Source organism: Kitasatospora sp. NPDC004531 (assembly GCF_053602195.1).
This window is the reverse complement of sequence record NZ_JBSGDD010000060.1, coordinates 1-15871: the sequence shown is the minus strand read 5'-3', so window position 1 is coordinate 15871 and position 15871 is coordinate 1. Positions and strand designations below refer to the sequence as shown.

Sequence of the window (15871 nt, the reverse complement as noted above, 5' to 3'; positions counted from 1 at the left end):
CGAACTCCCTTGGGTGGGGTGAGGGTTCGCCCAGGGTAGGGACTTCGCTGATGACTTACCAGACGGTAAGTTCTTTGGCGGGCAAGGGGTTTGGCGCGGTCATCCTTCTTCGGCCGAGGGGGCGGGCCCGGTGAAGCGCTCGCCGTCGCGGCTGCCGCCGGTGCGGGCCTGGGTGCGGCGGTCGGTGGCGAGGTAGTCGCGCAGCAGCAGCTCCACCGCGTCCTGCGGGCTGCTCGCGCCGAGGCGGATCATCGCCTCCAGGGCGAGGTCGGCGTCCAGGGTGATGGTCAGTTTCGACATTGCTCCGCTTCCAGGGGTCGGCGGCACAGCCCTTCGGGGGTGAGGATAGGCGGCTGCCCCCGGAGCCGACCAGGTCTCCGGGGGCAGCGGTGTTCCGCCGTGCGGGGTGTTGCGAGGCGTCAGACGCGACCCGCGAAGTCCGGCGCCCAGTTGGCGACGGTCTCGGTGCGCACGCCCGACTTCGGGTTCGCGGCCTCGACGTACTTGCCGTCGCCGATGTAGATCGCCACGTGGTAGACGCCCGAGTTGGCGCCGTTGTTCGACCAGAACAGCAGGTCGCCCGGCTGCAGGTTGTTCAGCGACACCCGGGTCGAGTAGTCGGCCTGGTCGGCGGCGACCCGCGGCAGGCTGATGCCGGCCTGGCGGAACGCGGCCTGGGTCAGACCCGAGCAGTCCCAGCCGCCGTTGCCGGTGCCGCCGTAGATGTACGGCTGGCCGACCTTGGACAGCGCGAAGTCGATCGCCGCGGCCTTCGAACCGGTCGCCTTGGAGGCGGCGGTGGTGCTGGTCGTGGTGGTCGTGGTGGTCGCCGTGGTGGCGCTCTTGGCGGGGGCGCTCTTCGCGGGGGTGCTGGGCTTGGCCGGGGTGCTGGGCTTGGGGGCCGGGGCGGTGGAGCGGTTGCTCTTCCAGGTGGAGCTGTTGGAGGAGGACTTGGCGGCCGGCGCGGAGTCCTTGGCCGGGGCCTCGGCGACCGCGACGTTGCCGAGCGCCAGCTGCTGACCCGGGTAGATCATGTCCGGGCCCTCGGTGAGAACGTCGCGGTTCAGGTCGTACAGCTTCTGCCAGCCGCCCTCGACGTGCTGGCGCTGCGCGATGGCGGACAGCCAGTCGCCCGCCACCACGGTGTAGCTGCCGTCGGCCTTGGCGGCCTGCGGGGCGGCCTGCGGGCGGCTCTGGGCCTGGTGCTGCTGCTGGGCCTGCGGCTGCTGCTGCTTCGGGGCCTGGCTCTGCTGCTGGGCCTGCGGCTGGGCGGCGGGCTTCTGCGCGGCGTCCTGCGAACCGGAGGACTTGGCGGAGGTGTCGACCTGCGGGGCCTCGCCGCCCTTGGTCAGGCCGGCCTGGATCGAGCACACCGGCCAGGCGCCGGGGCCCTGGGAGGCGAGTACCTTCTCGGCGACGGCGATCTGCTGGTCCTTGGAGGCCAGGTCGGCGCGCGCGGCGTACGCGGTGCCGCCGAACTCCGCCCAGGTGGAGGCGGTGAACTGGAGGCCGCCGTAGAAGCCGTTGCCGGTGTTGATGGACCAGTTGCCGCTGGACTCGCACTGGGCGACCTTGTCCCAGGTGGCCACCGAGGCGGCGGAGGCGGTGCCGGCGGTCAGGCAGGGGATCGAGAGGCCGATGCCGACCACACCGGTGGTGGCGATCAGACGGCGGGCGCGCTTGGCGCTGACGGGCAGCATGAAGATGCGTTCCTCTCCCACGCCTGCGAGGTGAGCTGTCGGATTCGGGCCGGAGTTGCCCGGCCGCGCGCACCTCTCGGCGCGCCCGGCTTCACCCCAAGCCCCGGACCGGTCCGTCAGGACCGCCCCAGGGCGACTTACCTGGTTCCCCCGCCCCTGCCGCGGTGCGTTTCGCATGAGCCGGTCCGCCCGGCGGCAGGATTCGGCGTTCCGGGCGAACTGGGTCCGTGTGTCCACGAACGTGGGCAGGAGATTAAGCGGATTTAAGGAGAATTCGCAAATGCCTGTGACCGGCCTCACTGCGGCCGAAAAATATGATCAAGGAGTTTCCGGTGAACTCTCGTGCGCATGGTGAGAACTGCTGTGCCGTCAGGGAGTTGGCGATCTTGTGTCCGTTTTGGGTGGCTATGCCGCCAGGTGAGTAAATGTTCGCCTTGGTGGCGTTTGTGATCGGGTCCGTGGCGCGATCCGAAAGGTTCTGTCCTTCTGCTGCGACGGGCCGCGGAAATGTGCGCGCGGACGCTTTCTGCCGAACTGGCGGATGACGGTACGTCAGAATGCTTAACCGGTGCGGAACTCTCCTATTCTGTTCGCGCCCGCCACCTATGCTGCCCCCGACCGATTCGGAGTCCCTGCGTGCGGTTCGGGAGGCGGCCATCGTGGAGCAGTGGGAGATCGGGCGGCACCGGAGGCCGGTGCTGAGTCGGCGGCGGGTGCTGACCTGGCTGGCGGTCGGGACGGTGACGGCGGTCGGTGGGGGAGTGGTGCTGCGGCAGTCGTTGGCGGGGGCGACGGTGGCGGCCGGGCCGCGCGGGGTGGACGACGGCGGGCGGAAGTGGTCGGACGCCAAGGGGTGGGGTGGGAAGGCGCCCGGGCCCGGGAGCGCGGTGCGGATCGCGGACAGGGTGGTGCTGGACGCCGACGCCCGGGTCGGCTCGCTGCTGATCGAAGCGTCGGGTTCGCTGGTGTTCGCCAAGGACCGGTCGCTGACCCTGGAGAGCGCGGGCAACGTCGAGGTGCGCGGGGTGCTGGCGCTGGCCCCGGAGACGGCGCACACGCACACGCTGCGCTTTCCCGGGATCGACGAACGGCGCTTCCAGGGCGGCGGCATGACCGTCGTCGACACCGACACCGGCCTGTGGGTCACCGGCAGCGGCTACCTGCGGCTCGACGGCGCGCCCCGGACCGCCTGGGTGCGGGCCGCCGGGGAGTTGAGGGCCGGTGAGACCACGCTGCGGCTGGCCGCCGCGCCCGAGGGCTGGCAGGCGGGCGACGAGCTCGCCGTCACGCCGACCGCGCCGCCGTCCACCGAGGACTTCTCCACCGCGTACGACCTGGTGACGGTGCAGCGGATCGACGGCCGGGACGTCACCCTGGCCGCGCCGCTCCAGCATGCCCACCCGCGGGTGGTCCTCGGTGGTGGCCTCACGCTCGGCGCGGAGGTGCTGAATTTGACCCGCAACGTCCGGGTCGAGGGCACCGAGCAGGGCCGTGCGCACGTCCACCTGACGTCCAGCCGCCCGGCCGACGTCCGGCACGCGGTGCTGAGCCGGCTCGGGCCGCGCGCGGAGGGGAAGGACAGCTGGAACGGGAAGCCCGTCACCGAACCGGTGCTCGGCCGGTACGGGCTGCACTTCCACATGCTGCAGGAAGCCTCGCGCGGCACCGTCGTCGAGGGCGTGGTGGTCCGCGACGCCGGCAGCCACGCGTTCGTGCCGCACATGAGCCACGGCATCACGTTCCGCGGCTGCATCTCCCACCAGACCTGGGAGGACGCGTACTGGTGGGACGGCCCGAGCGACACCCGCAACCCGCAGGGGCCGTCGAACGACATCACGTACGAGGGGTGCGTCGCCTCCCGCACCGTCTTCGAGCCGAACCGGCGCGGCTACCGGCTGACCGGGTTCAGCCTCGGCGCGGGCACCGGCTCGACGGCCCGCGACTGCGTGGCGGTCGGCGTGCAGGGCGCCACCGGGGCGTCCGGGTACGAGTGGCCGGAGAACAGCGAGGGGGTGTGGACGTTCGAGAACTGCCTGGCGCACAACAACCTGGAGAACGGCGTCTTCGTCTGGCTGAACGCCGAGCACCACCACACCGTCACCCGGTTCGCCGCGTACCACAACGGGGGCTGGGGCATCGAGCACGGCGCCTACCTGAACGACTTCGACTACACCGCCTCGGTGCTGTACGGCAACGCCGCCGGCGGGATCGCCCTGCACGCGCTCGGCCGCGACAAGGGGACGGTGCTCGACGGGCTGCTGATCGACGCCGCCGGACAGTCCGACTACGCGGTGGCCACGCTCAAGCACCAACTCGACGGCGAGACGGTGGTGTTGAGCCGCAGTCGACTGACCGGGTACCGCAAGGCGGGGGTGGCGTTCCGGGCCACCCCGGACGGCAGGCCCGACGACATCGCGGTGCTGGACTGCGAGTTCGGCGACGGGCCCGAGCTGTGGCTCGACCCGGAGGCTCCCGCGCCCGAGCGGATCCTGTTCCGCAAGGCCGGGCAGTCGCAGACCGTCGCGCTCGCCAAACCGGCGCCCGGGCTCGCCCCCGGGCCGTGGAACGCCGCCACCAGCCCCGCGAACGCGCCCACCCCGCCGCGCCAAGTCGCGCTGCCCGCACTGAAGTTCACCGACAGCGCGCCGAAGACCGGGCGCGTGCAGGGAGGGTGAAAGCGCGACGGGCGGGAACGCGTCGATGCGCTGCTCCCGCCCGTCGCGGTCCTCGGACGGCGCGTCAGCGCGCCGCGTGCGCCCCCGGGGTGGTGCGCTGCTCGGCGGCCGCCGCCTCGGCGGCCTCCAGCTGCTCCGGGGTCGGCTCGGGGAGCGCCGCCAGGTAGCTGGAGGCGATCAGCTGGGCCACCGTCGGGTAGGCGCCGATCGGGGCGGCGCTCGGGCAGCCGGTCTCCTCGGCGGCCGCGGCCAGCAGCTCCGGGTCGGCCTCCGGGCCGATCACCAGCGGGGCCAGCGCGGGGCGTTCGCAGCCGGTCGACTTCAGGTGCGCGACGGCCGCGGCGACCGAGCCGGGCACGTCCAGCGCGGCCGGGACGACCGGCACGGCGAGCCGGGCGGCCAGCAGCACGCCGGTGATGCCGGCGGAGGACGCGGCCTCCTCGCCGCCGGTGGTGGTCAGCACCAGGCCGTCGGCGGCGGTCGCGATCGCGAACAGCCGGGCGCGGTCGGCGCGGGCCAGGTCCGCCTCGGACAGGCGCACGTGCACGGCCTCGGCCAGCAGCGGGTGCGGGCCCAGCGGGTCCAGCACCTGGGCACCGGTCTCGGCGGCCGCCTTGTGCAGCTCCGTCAGGAACTCGTGCGGGCCCGGGACCAGCGGCACCACCACGGGCGCGGCCAGGCCGGCCTCGGCCGCGGCGGCCAACAGCTCGGCCACCGTCGGAGCGTCCTCGCCGCCCAGGTAGGCGGCCGTCACCTCGATGCCCGGCTGGTCGCCGCGCACGACGGACAGCAGCTCGTCGACGACCGGACGGGTCTCCGGCCCGGCGACGGCCGGGACCGCCAGCACCAGGGCAGGCGAACCGGCCATGATCTCGGGGCGCTCGGGACGGCGGTGGCGCCCCCGCGCACGGGAGCCTGGCGTACGGACGGGCAGTGGCGCGCCCGGGATGGCTGCGGTGCTCATGCGCCAGATCGTAGGACATTGCCCAGCGTGCCTTGCAGCCGGATGCCGACAGTGGGCGGCTTTCCGCCAGGAAGTGACGGTCATCACAGCGCGAGTTGTGACTGGCTGTGAGGCGCGGGGCGGGCGGTGATGATCGACAACGCGCTGACGGCTGTGTGCGGACGGTCATGGAGTGGCAGGCGATTTGCTCTGCTGTGTCCGCTTACGCACGGTCAATTGCGGCCCTGTGAAGGGTTGGTGACAGCATTGGCACGGTCTTCTGCACGGGATATTTCCCATGCTGATGCACGTGCAGCCGAGCTATCATCACGTCAAGTGAGGCATTCACCAGGGTCTGGGGAGAAATCAATGGGTGAGGCGTACAACGGCATGTCGGCCGCGGAGCTCGACGTGGTCTGGCAGAAGAGCCGCTACAGCAACTCGAAGGGGAACTGCGTGGAGTTCGCCGCGCTGCCGGGGGGCGGCGTCGCGATGCGCAACTCGCGCTTCCCCGACGGGCCGGCGCTGGTCTACACCCGCGCCGAGATCGACGCGATGCTGCTCGGCGTCAAGGACGGGGAGTTCGACCACCTGGGCACCGCGCACTGACGGCATGTCAACGGCCGTGAAACCGGGCCGTCGTGGGAGATCCCACGACGGCCATCATTGTTTCCGGCGCCCGGTGTCCGGCGTCCGGTGCCCGATGCCCGGTGCCTTCTGCCTTCGCCGACTCCCGGATTTCGGCTTCCGTTCGCGTCGGGCGACGGGGGCACGCCCTGGAGTGGGGGTGCGCCTTCGAGCAGTGGCGCGGACTCGGGCGGCGCGGACTCAGGCGGAGCGGCGGTGCCGGCCGAGGTTCGGCAGCTGGGGCTCGGCGAGCGTCGCCTCCGGCCCGTGGGCGTCGAACAGCGCCCACACCACCTTTCCCGCGCCCGCGAGCGGGTGCCAGCCCCAGGAGCGGGAGAAGGAGTCCACCAGGTGCAGGCCGCGGCCCGACTCAGCCACGAAGTCGGCCTCCCGGGCGATCGGGCCGGCGCTGGACGGGTCGCTCACCGCGCACACCACCTGCGGGGCCCGGTGCACCAGGCTGATCCGGATCGGCAGCGAGCCGACGGCGAGCTGCGGAGCGGTCTGGCTCGGGACGCGGGACGGCTCGCGCTGACCCAGGGCGTGCCGCAGCGCGTTGGTCACCAACTCGGAGGCCACCAGCGCGACATCGTCGAAGATGTCGTCGAGGCCCCAGCCTTCCAGGGTGGTCCGGGCGAACTCCCGCGCGGTGCGTACGGCTTCGAAGCGGGGAGCGAGCGTGCAGCTGACCACATGCGGGTCGGTCGCCACGGCGGTTCCGGTGCTCATGAAGAGCTCCTCCCATAAGGGGGCGGACACGGCGGGACCCACCGGGGTCATGCCGGTCACCTCCGACTCGCTCGGCCGCTGCGCCGCCGCGCCCGACCGCTGCGCGCACACGCAAGTACCCAGCGACGCACGGGCGTTGCCGGGACGGGTGTGCGGAATCGCGCAAGCGGTCGACGCGGAGCCCGCGGGGATGCCAAGGGCGTGCAAGTGCACGTGCACCATGGTCCTCTGCGCTCACGGCAGATGCAAGAGTCGATTCACGTGCAGTCGTGCGATTGGCATATGCATGCACCGGATGCACGTGCAAGATGGTGTCTGCGCGTCAGAACCGGTAGCCCTCCGCACCACTACCGGCACTCAGTGCGTCCAAGTGATGGCAGACTGTGCAACTGGTCTTTCCCAGTGGAGGTTTGGTCCGATGACCGCAGTGCAGCCCGGTGGGGGCTCGATGGTGCGCCGCATCCTCCTCGGCTCCCAGCTCCGGCGGCTCCGCGACGGCTGCGGAATCAGCCGGGAGGACGCCGGCTACGCGATCCGCGCCTCGGAATCCAAGATCAGCCGCATGGAACTCGGCCGGGTCTCCTTCAAGGAGCGCGACGTCGCCGACCTGCTCAGCCTGTACGGCCTGGCCGGCGGCCCCGAGCGGGAGACCCTGCTCGCCCTGGTCCGCGAGGCCAACAAGTCCGGCTGGTGGCACAGTTACAACGACGTGCTGCCCAACTGGTTCCAGACCTACATGGGTCTGGAGGAGGCCGCCGCGCTGATCCGCACCTACGAGGTGCAGTTCGTCCCCGGCCTGCTCCAGTGCGACGAGTACGCCCGGGCGATCTTCGCGCAGAACCGGCCGGTGCTCGCCGACGACGAGATCGAACGCCGCGTCGCGCTGCGCGCCCGGCGGCAAAAGCTGCTCACCGAGGGCCGCGGCCCCAAGCTGTGGGCCGTCATCGACGAGGCCGCGCTGCGCCGCCCGGTCGGCGGCCCCGAGGTGATGCGCGCCCAGCTGGAGCACCTGGTGGAGCTGGCCCAACTCCCCAGCGTGGTGCTCCAGGTGATGCCCTTCCGGTTCGGCGCGCACGCCGGCGAGAGCGGCGCGTTCTCCGTGCTGCGCTTCCCGGAGCAGGACCTGCCCGACGTGGTCTACCTGGAGCAGCTCACCAGCGCGCTGTACCTGGACAAGCGCGACGACGTGGACGAGTACGTGCAGGTCATGGAGCGGCTCTGCGTGGACAGCCTGACTCCGCAGCAGACCCTCGACCTGCTCCAGAACATCCTCAAGAACCAGTGACGGCCGGGGCCCGCGGTGCCGGGCGGGCCGCCCGGGACTGACGGGGAGCGGGCGGGCCGCAGTTCGGTATCGGGCCGGTGAACCGGATTGACCGGGGCCCGGCGAGCTGCCATGGTGACTGCGCCGCCGTCCGGCCGGCCCGCCCGGCGGGCCCGGACACGGCGGTGTTCCGGCTCCACCAACACGGGGGTTTGGTGGAGCCGGCCCCGACTGTCGTCAGACCTGCCCGGGGGCGCTCAGCGCTCCGCCAGCACCTCCTGCTCCTGCCCCTGCTCCTGCTCTGCGGGCCGGTACCGGTAGTCCGGCACGGAGACCGGCTCCGGGACGGACTTGCGCCGGCGGCCGCGGAGCGCGCCGGCCAGCGCGATCAGCAGGCCGAGCGTGGTGGTGCCCGTCACCAGTAGCAGGGCCGGCCGGTACCCGGCGAGCTGGGCGTGCGCGTCCGTCCCCGTGCCGGTGCCCGCGGTGAGCACCGCGGTGGTGACGGCCAGCACGATCGCACCGCCCACCTGGAGCGCGGTGTTCACCAGGCCCGAGGCCAGGCCCTGCTCGTCGTCGGCCACGCCGTTGGTGGCGGCCACATTGATGGACGGGAAGCCCAGCGCGAAGCCCGCGCCGATCAGCAGCATGCTCGGCAGCACCAGGCCCAGGAACGAGCTGTGCTCGTCCAACCGCAGGAAGAGCGCGTAGCCGACGACCATCGAGGCCACGCCGACCGGGAGCACCCGCTCCGGGCCGAACCTGTCCAGCAGGCGGCTGACCGAGCCGGCCGAGAGGGCGACGATCGCGCCGCCCGGCAGCAGGCCGAGCGCCGTCTCCAGCGCCGACCACTCCAGCAGCCGCTGCAGGTACAGGGTGGCCACGAACTGGAAGCCCGCGTAGGAGCCCATCAGCGTCAGCGCCGTCAGATTCGCCCGGCGGACGCCCGCGTTGCGGAAGATGCCCAGCCGCACCAGCGGGTGCGCCGTCCGCGCCTCGATCAGCAGGAAGGCCGCGACCAGCGCGGCCACCAGCAGCAGCGAACCCAGCGTGCGCAGCGACAGCCAGCCCGCGCCCTGCGCCTCCGTCACCGTGAACACCAGCAGCAGCACGGCCGCGGTGCCGGTGATCGCGCCCGCCACGTCGTAGCCGCCGGAGCTGCGCCGCTCCTGCTGACGGGGCAGCAGTTTGATGCCGGCGACCAGTGCGATCAGCGCGATCGGGACGGGCATCAGGAACGTCAGCCGCCAGCCGGCGGACGTCAGCAGCCCGCTGATCACCAGGCCGAGCGAGAAGCCGGCGGCGGAGCAGGTGGTGTAGATCGACAGCGCGCGGTTGCGCGCCGGGCCCTCGGCGAAGGTGGTGGTGATGATGGACAGGCCCGCCGGGGCGGTGAACGCGGCGCTGATGCCCTTCAGGAAGCGGGCGCCGATCAGCAGCGGGCCGCTGTCGACCAGGCCGCCGAGCAGGGAGGCGCCGGCGAACACCGCGAGGGCGGTCAGGAAGACCCGGCGGCGGCCGAGCAGATCGGCGGCGCGACCGCCGAGCAGCAGCAGGCCGCCGTAGCCCAGGACGTAGCCGCTGACCACCCACTGCAGGGCGGAGTCGGACAGATGCAGGTCGGCGCCGATCGAGGGCAGGGCGACGCCCACCATCGAGACGTCGAGGGCGTCCAGGAACATGGCGGCGCAGAGCACCACCAGGGCGCCCCAGAGGCGTGGGGTCCATCGCGTGTCGGTCATGGCACCGTACGCTACATGCATGTGCATGGGATGCAAGTGCATTTAATGTATCCGCAACAGATGCGCACGCATGTGCTAGCGTGGCGGCGTGACCGACTTCGATCCAGGCCAAGACCCCACGGCGGAGACGGCGCTCGCCGAGAAGTGGCGCGCCGTCCTGGCCAGCCACGCGGCCACCTCCTGCGCCATCGACCGCGAGCTCGGCGAGACCTTCAGAATCGGCGTCAGCGAGTTCGAACTGCTGGAGCGCCTCTGGGAGTTCGAGCAGGACGAGCAGGCGGCGGGCTCGCGCGCCCAGGTGCTCTCCGGCAGCGTGCACCTCAGCCAGAGCGCGTTCTCCCGGCTGGTCGCCCGGATGGAGAAGTCCGGCCTGGTCCAGCGCTCGATGTGCGCGGACGACCGCCGGGGCATCTTCATCACGCTCACCGACGAGGGCCGCGAGCGCTACCGCAAGGCCCGCCCCGTGCACCGCCGGATCCTCGCGGAGACGCTCGGCCGGCAGGGCTGACGGGCCGGCCGGGCGGATGCGGGCCCGGGCGGTTCAGGGCAGGGCCCGGGGGTCGGCGCGGGCCGTTCAGGGGCAGGGCCGGGCCGGTTCAGAGCAGCGTCGACAGCCCCGGCGCGGCCGCGATCAGCGCCGCCGCCACGGGGGCGGCCAGCGCCGCCAGCGTCCACGCCAGCCGGGCCCGCCGCCGCAGCCTCGGCTCGCCCAGCAGCAGCCGGTCCACCCGGGTCGGCGACTGCGCCAACTGCCGCGGCGGGCAGGACGCGAACACCTCGCTGTTCAGCTCCGCCAGCGCCAACGCCGTGGTCACCCGCCCGTGCCGGCGCGCCGCCCGGTCGTCCGCCGCCAGCTCCACCAGCACCGTCACCTGGTCCCGGAACGCGGAGAACACCCCCACCCCGGGGAATCCCGTCGCCAGTGCCTGCGCGCACTGCGCCAACCAGTGGTGCCGGGCCCGGACATGGCCCCGCTCGTGGCTCAGCACCGCCGCCAGCTCCCGGTCCGACAACTGCTGCAGCGCACCCGTCGTCACCACCAGCCGGGCCTTCGGGCCGGGCAGCGACGACACCTGCGGCCGGACGTTCTCCAGCACCACCAGCGGCTCCTTGGCGGCCCGCCGACGCGGCACCAGCGAGGCCGGCAACTCGGGGGCCCGCCGCACCAGTTGGGCATGCCGGTGATCGCGCTCCGCGCGCGCCGAGCGGATCTCCCGGGCCAGCGACAGCGCCGTCCACAGCCCGCCCGCCGCCAACACCGCCGCCGTCAGCCGCCCCCAACCCTCGCCGCCCGCGAGGTCGTACGCCTCCGCCACCCCGTCCGGGGCGCCCGAGAACACCAGCTCCCGCCAGGCCGGCAGCGCGGCCGCGCTCGACAGCAGCAGGCTCAGCACGCAGCACAGCAGCACCGCGACCACCAGCATCTGCCACACCAGCAGGGCCAGCACCGGTTCCCGCTCGGGCCAGCGGGCCCGGGCCAGGAGGCTCGGCGCCACGGTGGCGAGCAGCAGTCCGAGCAGCAACAGGCTCAGCAGTGCCGTCATGGCAGGGCTCCCCGAGGAGGGATTTCGAGGCGCGGCGGTGCGCTTCCCCCCAACCTATGCCGCCTCACGCCGGGGCGGAACGGCCGGGTGGCCCCAGTGACCAACACCACGTCCCCGCAAGGTTTCGGACGCCCCGTCAGTCACCGTCCGCCACGCCCGGCTCACATGGTGAGCAGCATCGCGAACATGCCGATCCCCATCGCCGCCCGGCAGGCCCTCGGCAGCGGCGCCGCCACCGCCGCACCGCCCGCCGCGATCACCCGGCTGCCCTCCCAGAGTCCGTACCCGCCGAAGTACACCAGCAGCAGCCCCGTCACCACCGGCAGCCCGCCCGGCCCCCCGTGGTGCGCGTGCGCGCCGGCCGGACCGCCCGCCATCGCCAGCGCCATGTACGCCATCGCCAGCGCGCCGATCCCGTGGTGCAGGCGGTGCGCCCGCAGCCTCCCGCCGCGCCCGGCGAGCGCGCCCACCAGCAGCACCGCCGCCAGCAGCGCGTACGGCCAGCCCCAGGCCACCCCCGGCAGCAGCGCCATCCCCGCCATGCCCAGGCCCATCGCGGCCTCCAGCACGTCCGACTCGCCGCGCGACCGGTCGTCCCCGCAGGCTCCGCCCCTCCGCCGCCCCTGCCGCACCCGCCACCCGCAGTACCCGCCGCTGCCCAGGGCCAGTGCCGCCAGCAGCCAGTTCACCAGCGCCGGACCGTGCATCGCGCCCCCCTCCGGCCGGATGTGCGCGCCCACCCCACGATCACCGACCGCGACCGGGCGCAGCAGGGCGTGAACGGGGGCGCATCGAGGCTCGGCCGGGCCCGCGTCCGGCGCGGAGCGCCCGGGTCGGCGTTGCGCTGTGCGAGTGGGCGGCGGCTCCCGGTGGCGGCCGGTTCGGGGGCGGGGCAGGGTCGGGCGTACCGGGAGCAACGCCGGATCTGTCCGTTTCATCCATCACGTCAGGGAACGGGGCCGGCGGCGCTACGAACTGGAGTGTCCGCCGTCAAGTCGCTCTTGAGCCGGAGAACCTTTCGCATTTAACGTGGTCTTGTCGAAATAACTCCTGTCGAAGTGAGCCTGTGATGCAGAATCTTTCGCCGACGCTCGCGGCCGCGGGTGACGCCCCCACCGCCGACCTCGCCGCGCACCCGGCCTGGCTGAGCCTCAAGGACGCCGTCGAGGCCCTCCGGCCGCTGCAGTCCAAGGACGGCTCGATCGACCTCGCCACCGTGCCGCGCGCCACCGTCGACCCGCTGGTCGAGACCGTGCGGGCCGCCGTCGCCGAGCTCGCCCCCCGCTTCCCGCACGACGCCGAGTACCTCGCCGCCGTCCAGGCCGACCTCGGCAAGTGGGCCGAGACCGGCTACCGGGAGCCCGACTTCCTGGACTCGCTGCTGGCCTTCCGCCCGAACGAGCACCGCGTCGACGGCATCGGCCACCTGGTGGTCTTCCCGATGTACACCCAGAACGGCAACCCGAACCGGAACCTGGAAGCCGTCCTGCTGAAGGTCGTCTGGCCCGAGTGGATCGCCGAGCTGGAGCAGACCCGCTTCGACAACCCCGGCTACCTCGGCATCACCTTCGACGACTTCACCGCCGGCTACGACACCAACTCCGCCGTCCTCTTCCCCGAGACGGTGGCCGTCCGCGAAGCGCCGGAACGTTTCACCTGGGGCGGCATCTTCTGCGACCGCGAGGCCGCCCGCTTCCGCACCGTCTCCACCAGCGCCGTCCGCCAGCTCGGCCTCGACATCCCCGCCGACGCCGCGAGCCTGCTCCAGGACCAGGACCGCGTCCAGCAGACCTTCGTCCTGTGGGACCTGGTCCACGACCGCACCCACAGCCACGGCGACCTGCCCTTCGACCCGTTCATGATCAAGCAGCGCAGCCCGTTCTGGATGTACGGCCTCGAAGAGCTCCGCTGCGACCTGAACACCTTCAAGGAGTCGGTCAAGCTGGAGGCCGAGGGCTACACCCAGGGCCGCGACGTCCAGTACGCCGTCCTCTTCGACCGGATGTTCCGCTTCCCCGTCACCGGCGACCGCGTCCGCAACTACGACGGCATGGGCGGCCAGCTGCTCTTCGCCTACCTGCACAAGCACGACGCCCTGCGCTGGCGCGACAACCGCCTCACCATCGACTGGGCGCGCGTCGCCGACGTCACCAACCAGCTCTGCGCCGAGATCGAGACCCTCTACCGCGAGGGCATCGACCGCCCCAAGACCGCCCACTGGATCGCCGCCTACCAGCTGGTCTCCAAGTACCTCACCCCGCACCCCGCCTCCACCTGGGCCAAGGGCCCCGAGGCGCTCCCGCTCGACCTCGCCGACGACAAGGCGCTGCGCAAGGCGCTGTGCGACGCCGTCCACCCCGACGAGTTCCCGCTCAGCATGTTCTACGAAGCCCTGGCCAAGAAGCTCAGCCGAGTCATCGCCGACACCAAGGGCATCACCAGCGCCGACGTCGAGGAGATCGCCGCGTGACCACCGCACCCCGCACCGAAACCGGCCGCCCGCTGGCCGGCAAGGTCATCGCCGTCGCCGGAGCCAGCGGCCCCGCCGGCCAGGCCACGCTGCGCCGCCTCGCGGCCGACGGCGCCACCGTCATCGGCGCCGACATCGACCAGCAGCGGCTGGACCGGGTGATCGACGGCATCCGCACCGCCGTACCCGGCGCGCAGATCACCGGCCAGGTCATCGACCTGCTCGACCCGCAGGAAGTCCACGACTGGGCCGACCACCTCGAAGCCGAACACGGCCACATCGACGGCCTGTTCCACCTGGTCGGCGGCTGGCGCGGCAGCAAGACCTTCCACGACTCGCGGATAGACGACTGGGACTTCCTGCACGACACCGTCGTGCGCACCCTCCAGCACACCTCGCTGGCCTTCCAGCCCGCGCTGCTGCGCAGCACCGACGGCCGCTACGCGATGGTCTCCGCCGCCGCCGCGCACAAGCCCACCGCGGGCGGCGCCGCGTACGCCGCCGCCAAGGCCGCCACCGAGGCCTGGACCCTCGCCATGGCGAACTCCTTCGTGAAGGAGACCACCGCCGAGGACGGAACCCCCACCGCCGCAGCTGCCATCCTGGTCATCAAGGCCCTGGTCAGCCCCGAGATGCGTGCCGAGAAGCCGGACGCCAAGTTCCCCGGCTTCACCGACACCGCCGACCTGGCCACCACCCTGGCGGGCCTCTGGGACCGCCCCGCAGCAGAACTGAACGGACAGCACCTGTGGCTGACAGCCCGATGACCACCCCCTTCGGCCCCACCGACGCCGCGCGGCACCACGACCCCGCCGTGCGCGGCTTCGCCAGCGACAACTACGCCGGCGTGCACCCCGAGATCCTCGCCGCGATAGCCCTCGCCAACGACGGCCACCAGATCGCCTACGGCGAGGACCAGTACACCGAGCACCTGCAGACCGTCTTCCGCCGCCACTTCGGCGACCGCGCCGAGGCGTACCCCGTCTTCAACGGCACCGGCGCCAACGTGGTCGCGCTGCAGGCGCTGCTGCCCCGCTGGGGCGCGGTGATCGCCGCCGAGAGCGCGCACATCAACGTGGACGAGTGCGGCGCGCCCGAGAAGATCGCCGGCATCAAGATCCACACCGTCCCCACCCCCGACGGCAAGCTCACCCCCGAGCTGATCGACCGGCAGGCCTGGGGCTGGGGCGACGAGCACCGCGCCCAGCCGCTCGCCGTCTCCATCACCCAGTCCACCGAACTCGGCACCCTCTACACCGTCGACGAGGTCCGGGCGATCTGCGAGCACGCCCACGAGCGCGGCATGCTCGTCCACATGGACGGCTCCCGGCTCGCCAACGCCGCCGCCTCCCTCGGCGTCCCGTTCCGCGAGTTCACCACCGACGCCGGCGTCGACGTGCTCTCCTTCGGCGGCACCAAGAACGGCCTGCTGTTCGGTGAGGCCGTGGTCGTGCTCAACCCCGAGAAGGTCCGCGACCTCAAGTACCTGCGCAAGATGTCGATGCAGCTGGCCTCGAAGATGCGCTTCGTGTCCGTGCAGTTCGAGGCGCTGCTCACCGGCGACCTCTGGCTCCGCAACGCCGGCCACGCCAACGCGATGGCGCAGCGCCTCGAAGCCGCCGTCCGCGAGATCCCCGGCGTCACCGTCGTCCGGCCCGTCCAGGCCAACGCGGTCTTCGCGATCCTCCCGCGCGAGGTCAGCGAGCGACTCCAGAAGAGCTACCGCTTCTACTTCTGGGACGAGCACACCGGCGAGGTCCGCTGGATGGCCGCGTTCGACACCACCGAGGCCGACATCGACGCGTTCGCCGCGGCGATCGCGGCGGAGATGGGTCGGCAGGGCTGACGGCTGACGGCTGCCGCAGGGGCGGTCTGCTGTTGACGAGGACGACGAGGACGGTCGGTTCGGAAGGCTTCTTCCGGGCCGGCCGTCGTGCTTTCGGGGGTCGGGGCCGGAGGTGTTTGCGCCTGGGGCGGATCCGGCGTAGTGTTCACTGGTCGCTCGGCAGGGAGCACCGGACACGCGGTTCGTGTGGACGGTCCCGGGGCGGCCAATCCCTTGAGAACCACCCAGTTGATCCGTGACGGGTCGCGTCCTTTTCGCGTCTCCGTTCGTATTTGCTGTGCGCGTTTTCGGAGATTGCGGCGGATTCGCTTTTCGGAGCGGGGATCGGCTA

General features: G+C 72.3%; 14 protein-coding genes and 1 riboswitch. Of the genes, 7 read left to right on the top strand and 7 right to left on the bottom strand.

What is annotated here, in order from left to right; genetic code table 11:
* Window positions 1-99: 99 nt before the first annotated feature.
* Window positions 100-300 carry a hypothetical protein gene (locus tag ACWEMJ_RS22710; protein WP_452138923.1) on the bottom strand — a complete coding sequence of 67 codons (201 nt, stop codon included), beginning with the start codon at window positions 298-300 and terminating at the stop codon, window positions 100-102.
* Between the two features lie 119 nt (window positions 301-419).
* Window positions 420-1721 carry a transglycosylase family protein gene (locus ACWEMJ_RS22705; protein ID WP_452138922.1) on the bottom strand — a complete coding sequence of 434 codons (1302 nt, stop codon included), beginning with the start codon at window positions 1719-1721 and terminating at the stop codon, window positions 420-422.
* Window positions 1706-1879: riboswitch (cyclic di-AMP (ydaO/yuaA leader) on the bottom strand. It overlaps the preceding gene by 16 nt.
* Before the next feature lie 480 nt (window positions 1880-2359).
* Here ACWEMJ_RS22705 and ACWEMJ_RS22700 point away from each other — a divergent pair.
* Complete coding sequence (locus ACWEMJ_RS22700) at window positions 2360-4375, top strand: hypothetical protein (RefSeq protein ID WP_452138921.1); 2016 nt, start codon at window positions 2360-2362, stop codon at window positions 4373-4375.
* 64 nt (window positions 4376-4439) lie between these two features.
* Here the strand turns inward: ACWEMJ_RS22700 and ACWEMJ_RS22695 are convergent, their stop codons facing one another.
* Window positions 4440-5339 (bottom strand): hypothetical protein, encoded by a 900-nt coding sequence (locus tag ACWEMJ_RS22695; protein WP_452138920.1) that lies wholly within the window; start codon window positions 5337-5339, stop codon window positions 4440-4442.
* A 348-nt stretch (window positions 5340-5687) separates the two neighbouring features.
* Between ACWEMJ_RS22695 and ACWEMJ_RS22690 the strand changes: the two genes are divergently transcribed.
* Window positions 5688-5927, top strand: a complete 240-nt coding sequence (locus ACWEMJ_RS22690; RefSeq protein ID WP_452138919.1) for a DUF397 domain-containing protein — start codon at window positions 5688-5690, stop codon at window positions 5925-5927.
* 219 nt (window positions 5928-6146) lie between these two features.
* Here the strand turns inward: ACWEMJ_RS22690 and ACWEMJ_RS22685 are convergent, their stop codons facing one another.
* On the bottom strand, window positions 6147-6674 hold the full coding sequence (locus ACWEMJ_RS22685; protein ID WP_452138918.1) for an ATP-binding protein: 528 nt from the start codon (window positions 6672-6674) through the stop codon (window positions 6147-6149).
* A gap of 418 nt (window positions 6675-7092) precedes the next feature.
* Here ACWEMJ_RS22685 and ACWEMJ_RS22680 point away from each other — a divergent pair, with 418 nt between their 5' ends.
* The gene (locus tag ACWEMJ_RS22680; protein ID WP_452138917.1) at window positions 7093-7959 is read left to right on the top strand and encodes a helix-turn-helix domain-containing protein; all 867 of its coding nucleotides are present in this window, start codon (window positions 7093-7095) and stop codon (window positions 7957-7959) included.
* A 236-nt stretch (window positions 7960-8195) separates the two neighbouring features.
* Here the strand turns inward: ACWEMJ_RS22680 and ACWEMJ_RS22675 are convergent, their stop codons facing one another.
* Entirely contained in the window at window positions 8196-9680 is a 1485-nt protein-coding gene (locus tag ACWEMJ_RS22675) for an MFS transporter (RefSeq protein WP_452138916.1), read from the bottom strand.
* Window positions 9681-9768: 88 nt separating this feature from the next.
* Here ACWEMJ_RS22675 and ACWEMJ_RS22670 point away from each other — a divergent pair, with 88 nt between their 5' ends.
* Window positions 9769-10188 (top strand): MarR family winged helix-turn-helix transcriptional regulator, encoded by a 420-nt coding sequence (locus ACWEMJ_RS22670; protein WP_452138915.1) that lies wholly within the window; start codon window positions 9769-9771, stop codon window positions 10186-10188.
* An 88-nt stretch (window positions 10189-10276) separates the two neighbouring features.
* Here the strand turns inward: ACWEMJ_RS22670 and ACWEMJ_RS22665 are convergent, their stop codons facing one another.
* Window positions 10277-11224 (bottom strand): M56 family metallopeptidase, encoded by a 948-nt coding sequence (locus tag ACWEMJ_RS22665; RefSeq protein WP_452138914.1) that lies wholly within the window; start codon window positions 11222-11224, stop codon window positions 10277-10279.
* Window positions 11225-11385: 161 nt separating this feature from the next.
* Entirely contained in the window at window positions 11386-11931 is a 546-nt protein-coding gene (locus tag ACWEMJ_RS22660; RefSeq protein WP_452138913.1) for a DUF5134 domain-containing protein, read from the bottom strand.
* A 362-nt stretch (window positions 11932-12293) separates the two neighbouring features.
* On the opposite strand from ACWEMJ_RS22660, the gene ACWEMJ_RS22655 reads away from it, so the two are divergent.
* The 3 genes from ACWEMJ_RS22655 to ACWEMJ_RS22645 are packed head-to-tail and all read left to right on the top strand — an operon-like array spanning window position 12294 to window position 15540.
* The gene (locus ACWEMJ_RS22655; RefSeq protein ID WP_452138912.1) at window positions 12294-13694 is read left to right on the top strand and encodes a DUF6421 family protein; all 1401 of its coding nucleotides are present in this window, start codon (window positions 12294-12296) and stop codon (window positions 13692-13694) included.
* Window positions 13691-14461: an SDR family oxidoreductase gene (locus tag ACWEMJ_RS22650; RefSeq protein ID WP_452138911.1), complete on the top strand. Its 771-nt coding sequence runs from the start codon at window positions 13691-13693 to the stop codon at window positions 14459-14461. The genes ACWEMJ_RS22655 and ACWEMJ_RS22650 overlap by 4 nt, the downstream gene beginning before the upstream one ends.
* A complete protein-coding gene (locus ACWEMJ_RS22645; protein ID WP_452138910.1) occupies window positions 14458-15540 on the top strand; it encodes a threonine aldolase family protein in 1083 nt (360 codons plus the stop codon). Before ACWEMJ_RS22650 ends, ACWEMJ_RS22645 begins: the two co-directional genes overlap by 4 nt.
* The last annotated feature ends 331 nt before the right edge of the window (window positions 15541-15871 follow it).

Bases quoted from the DNA above. Each gene is read 5' to 3' on its own strand.
- ACWEMJ_RS22710 (WP_452138923.1), bottom strand. From the start codon at position 300: ATGTCGAAACTGACCATCACCCTGGACGCCGACCTCGCCCTGGAGGCG.
- ACWEMJ_RS22695 (WP_452138920.1), bottom strand. From the start codon at position 5,339: ATGAGCACCGCAGCCATCCCGGGCGCGCCACTGCCCGTCCGTACGCCA.
- ACWEMJ_RS22690 (WP_452138919.1), top strand. From the start codon at position 5,688: ATGGGTGAGGCGTACAACGGCATGTCGGCCGCGGAGCTCGACGTGGTC.
- ACWEMJ_RS22685 (WP_452138918.1), bottom strand. From the start codon at position 6,674: ATGAGCACCGGAACCGCCGTGGCGACCGACCCGCATGTGGTCAGCTGC.
- ACWEMJ_RS22680 (WP_452138917.1), top strand. From the start codon at position 7,093: ATGACCGCAGTGCAGCCCGGTGGGGGCTCGATGGTGCGCCGCATCCTC.
- ACWEMJ_RS22675 (WP_452138916.1), bottom strand. From the start codon at position 9,680: ATGACCGACACGCGATGGACCCCACGCCTCTGGGGCGCCCTGGTGGTG.
- ACWEMJ_RS22665 (WP_452138914.1), bottom strand. From the start codon at position 11,224: ATGACGGCACTGCTGAGCCTGTTGCTGCTCGGACTGCTGCTCGCCACC.
- ACWEMJ_RS22660 (WP_452138913.1), bottom strand. From the start codon at position 11,931: ATGCACGGTCCGGCGCTGGTGAACTGGCTGCTGGCGGCACTGGCCCTG.
- ACWEMJ_RS22655 (WP_452138912.1), top strand. From the start codon at position 12,294: ATGCAGAATCTTTCGCCGACGCTCGCGGCCGCGGGTGACGCCCCCACC.
- ACWEMJ_RS22645 (WP_452138910.1), top strand. From the start codon at position 14,458: ATGACCACCCCCTTCGGCCCCACCGACGCCGCGCGGCACCACGACCCC.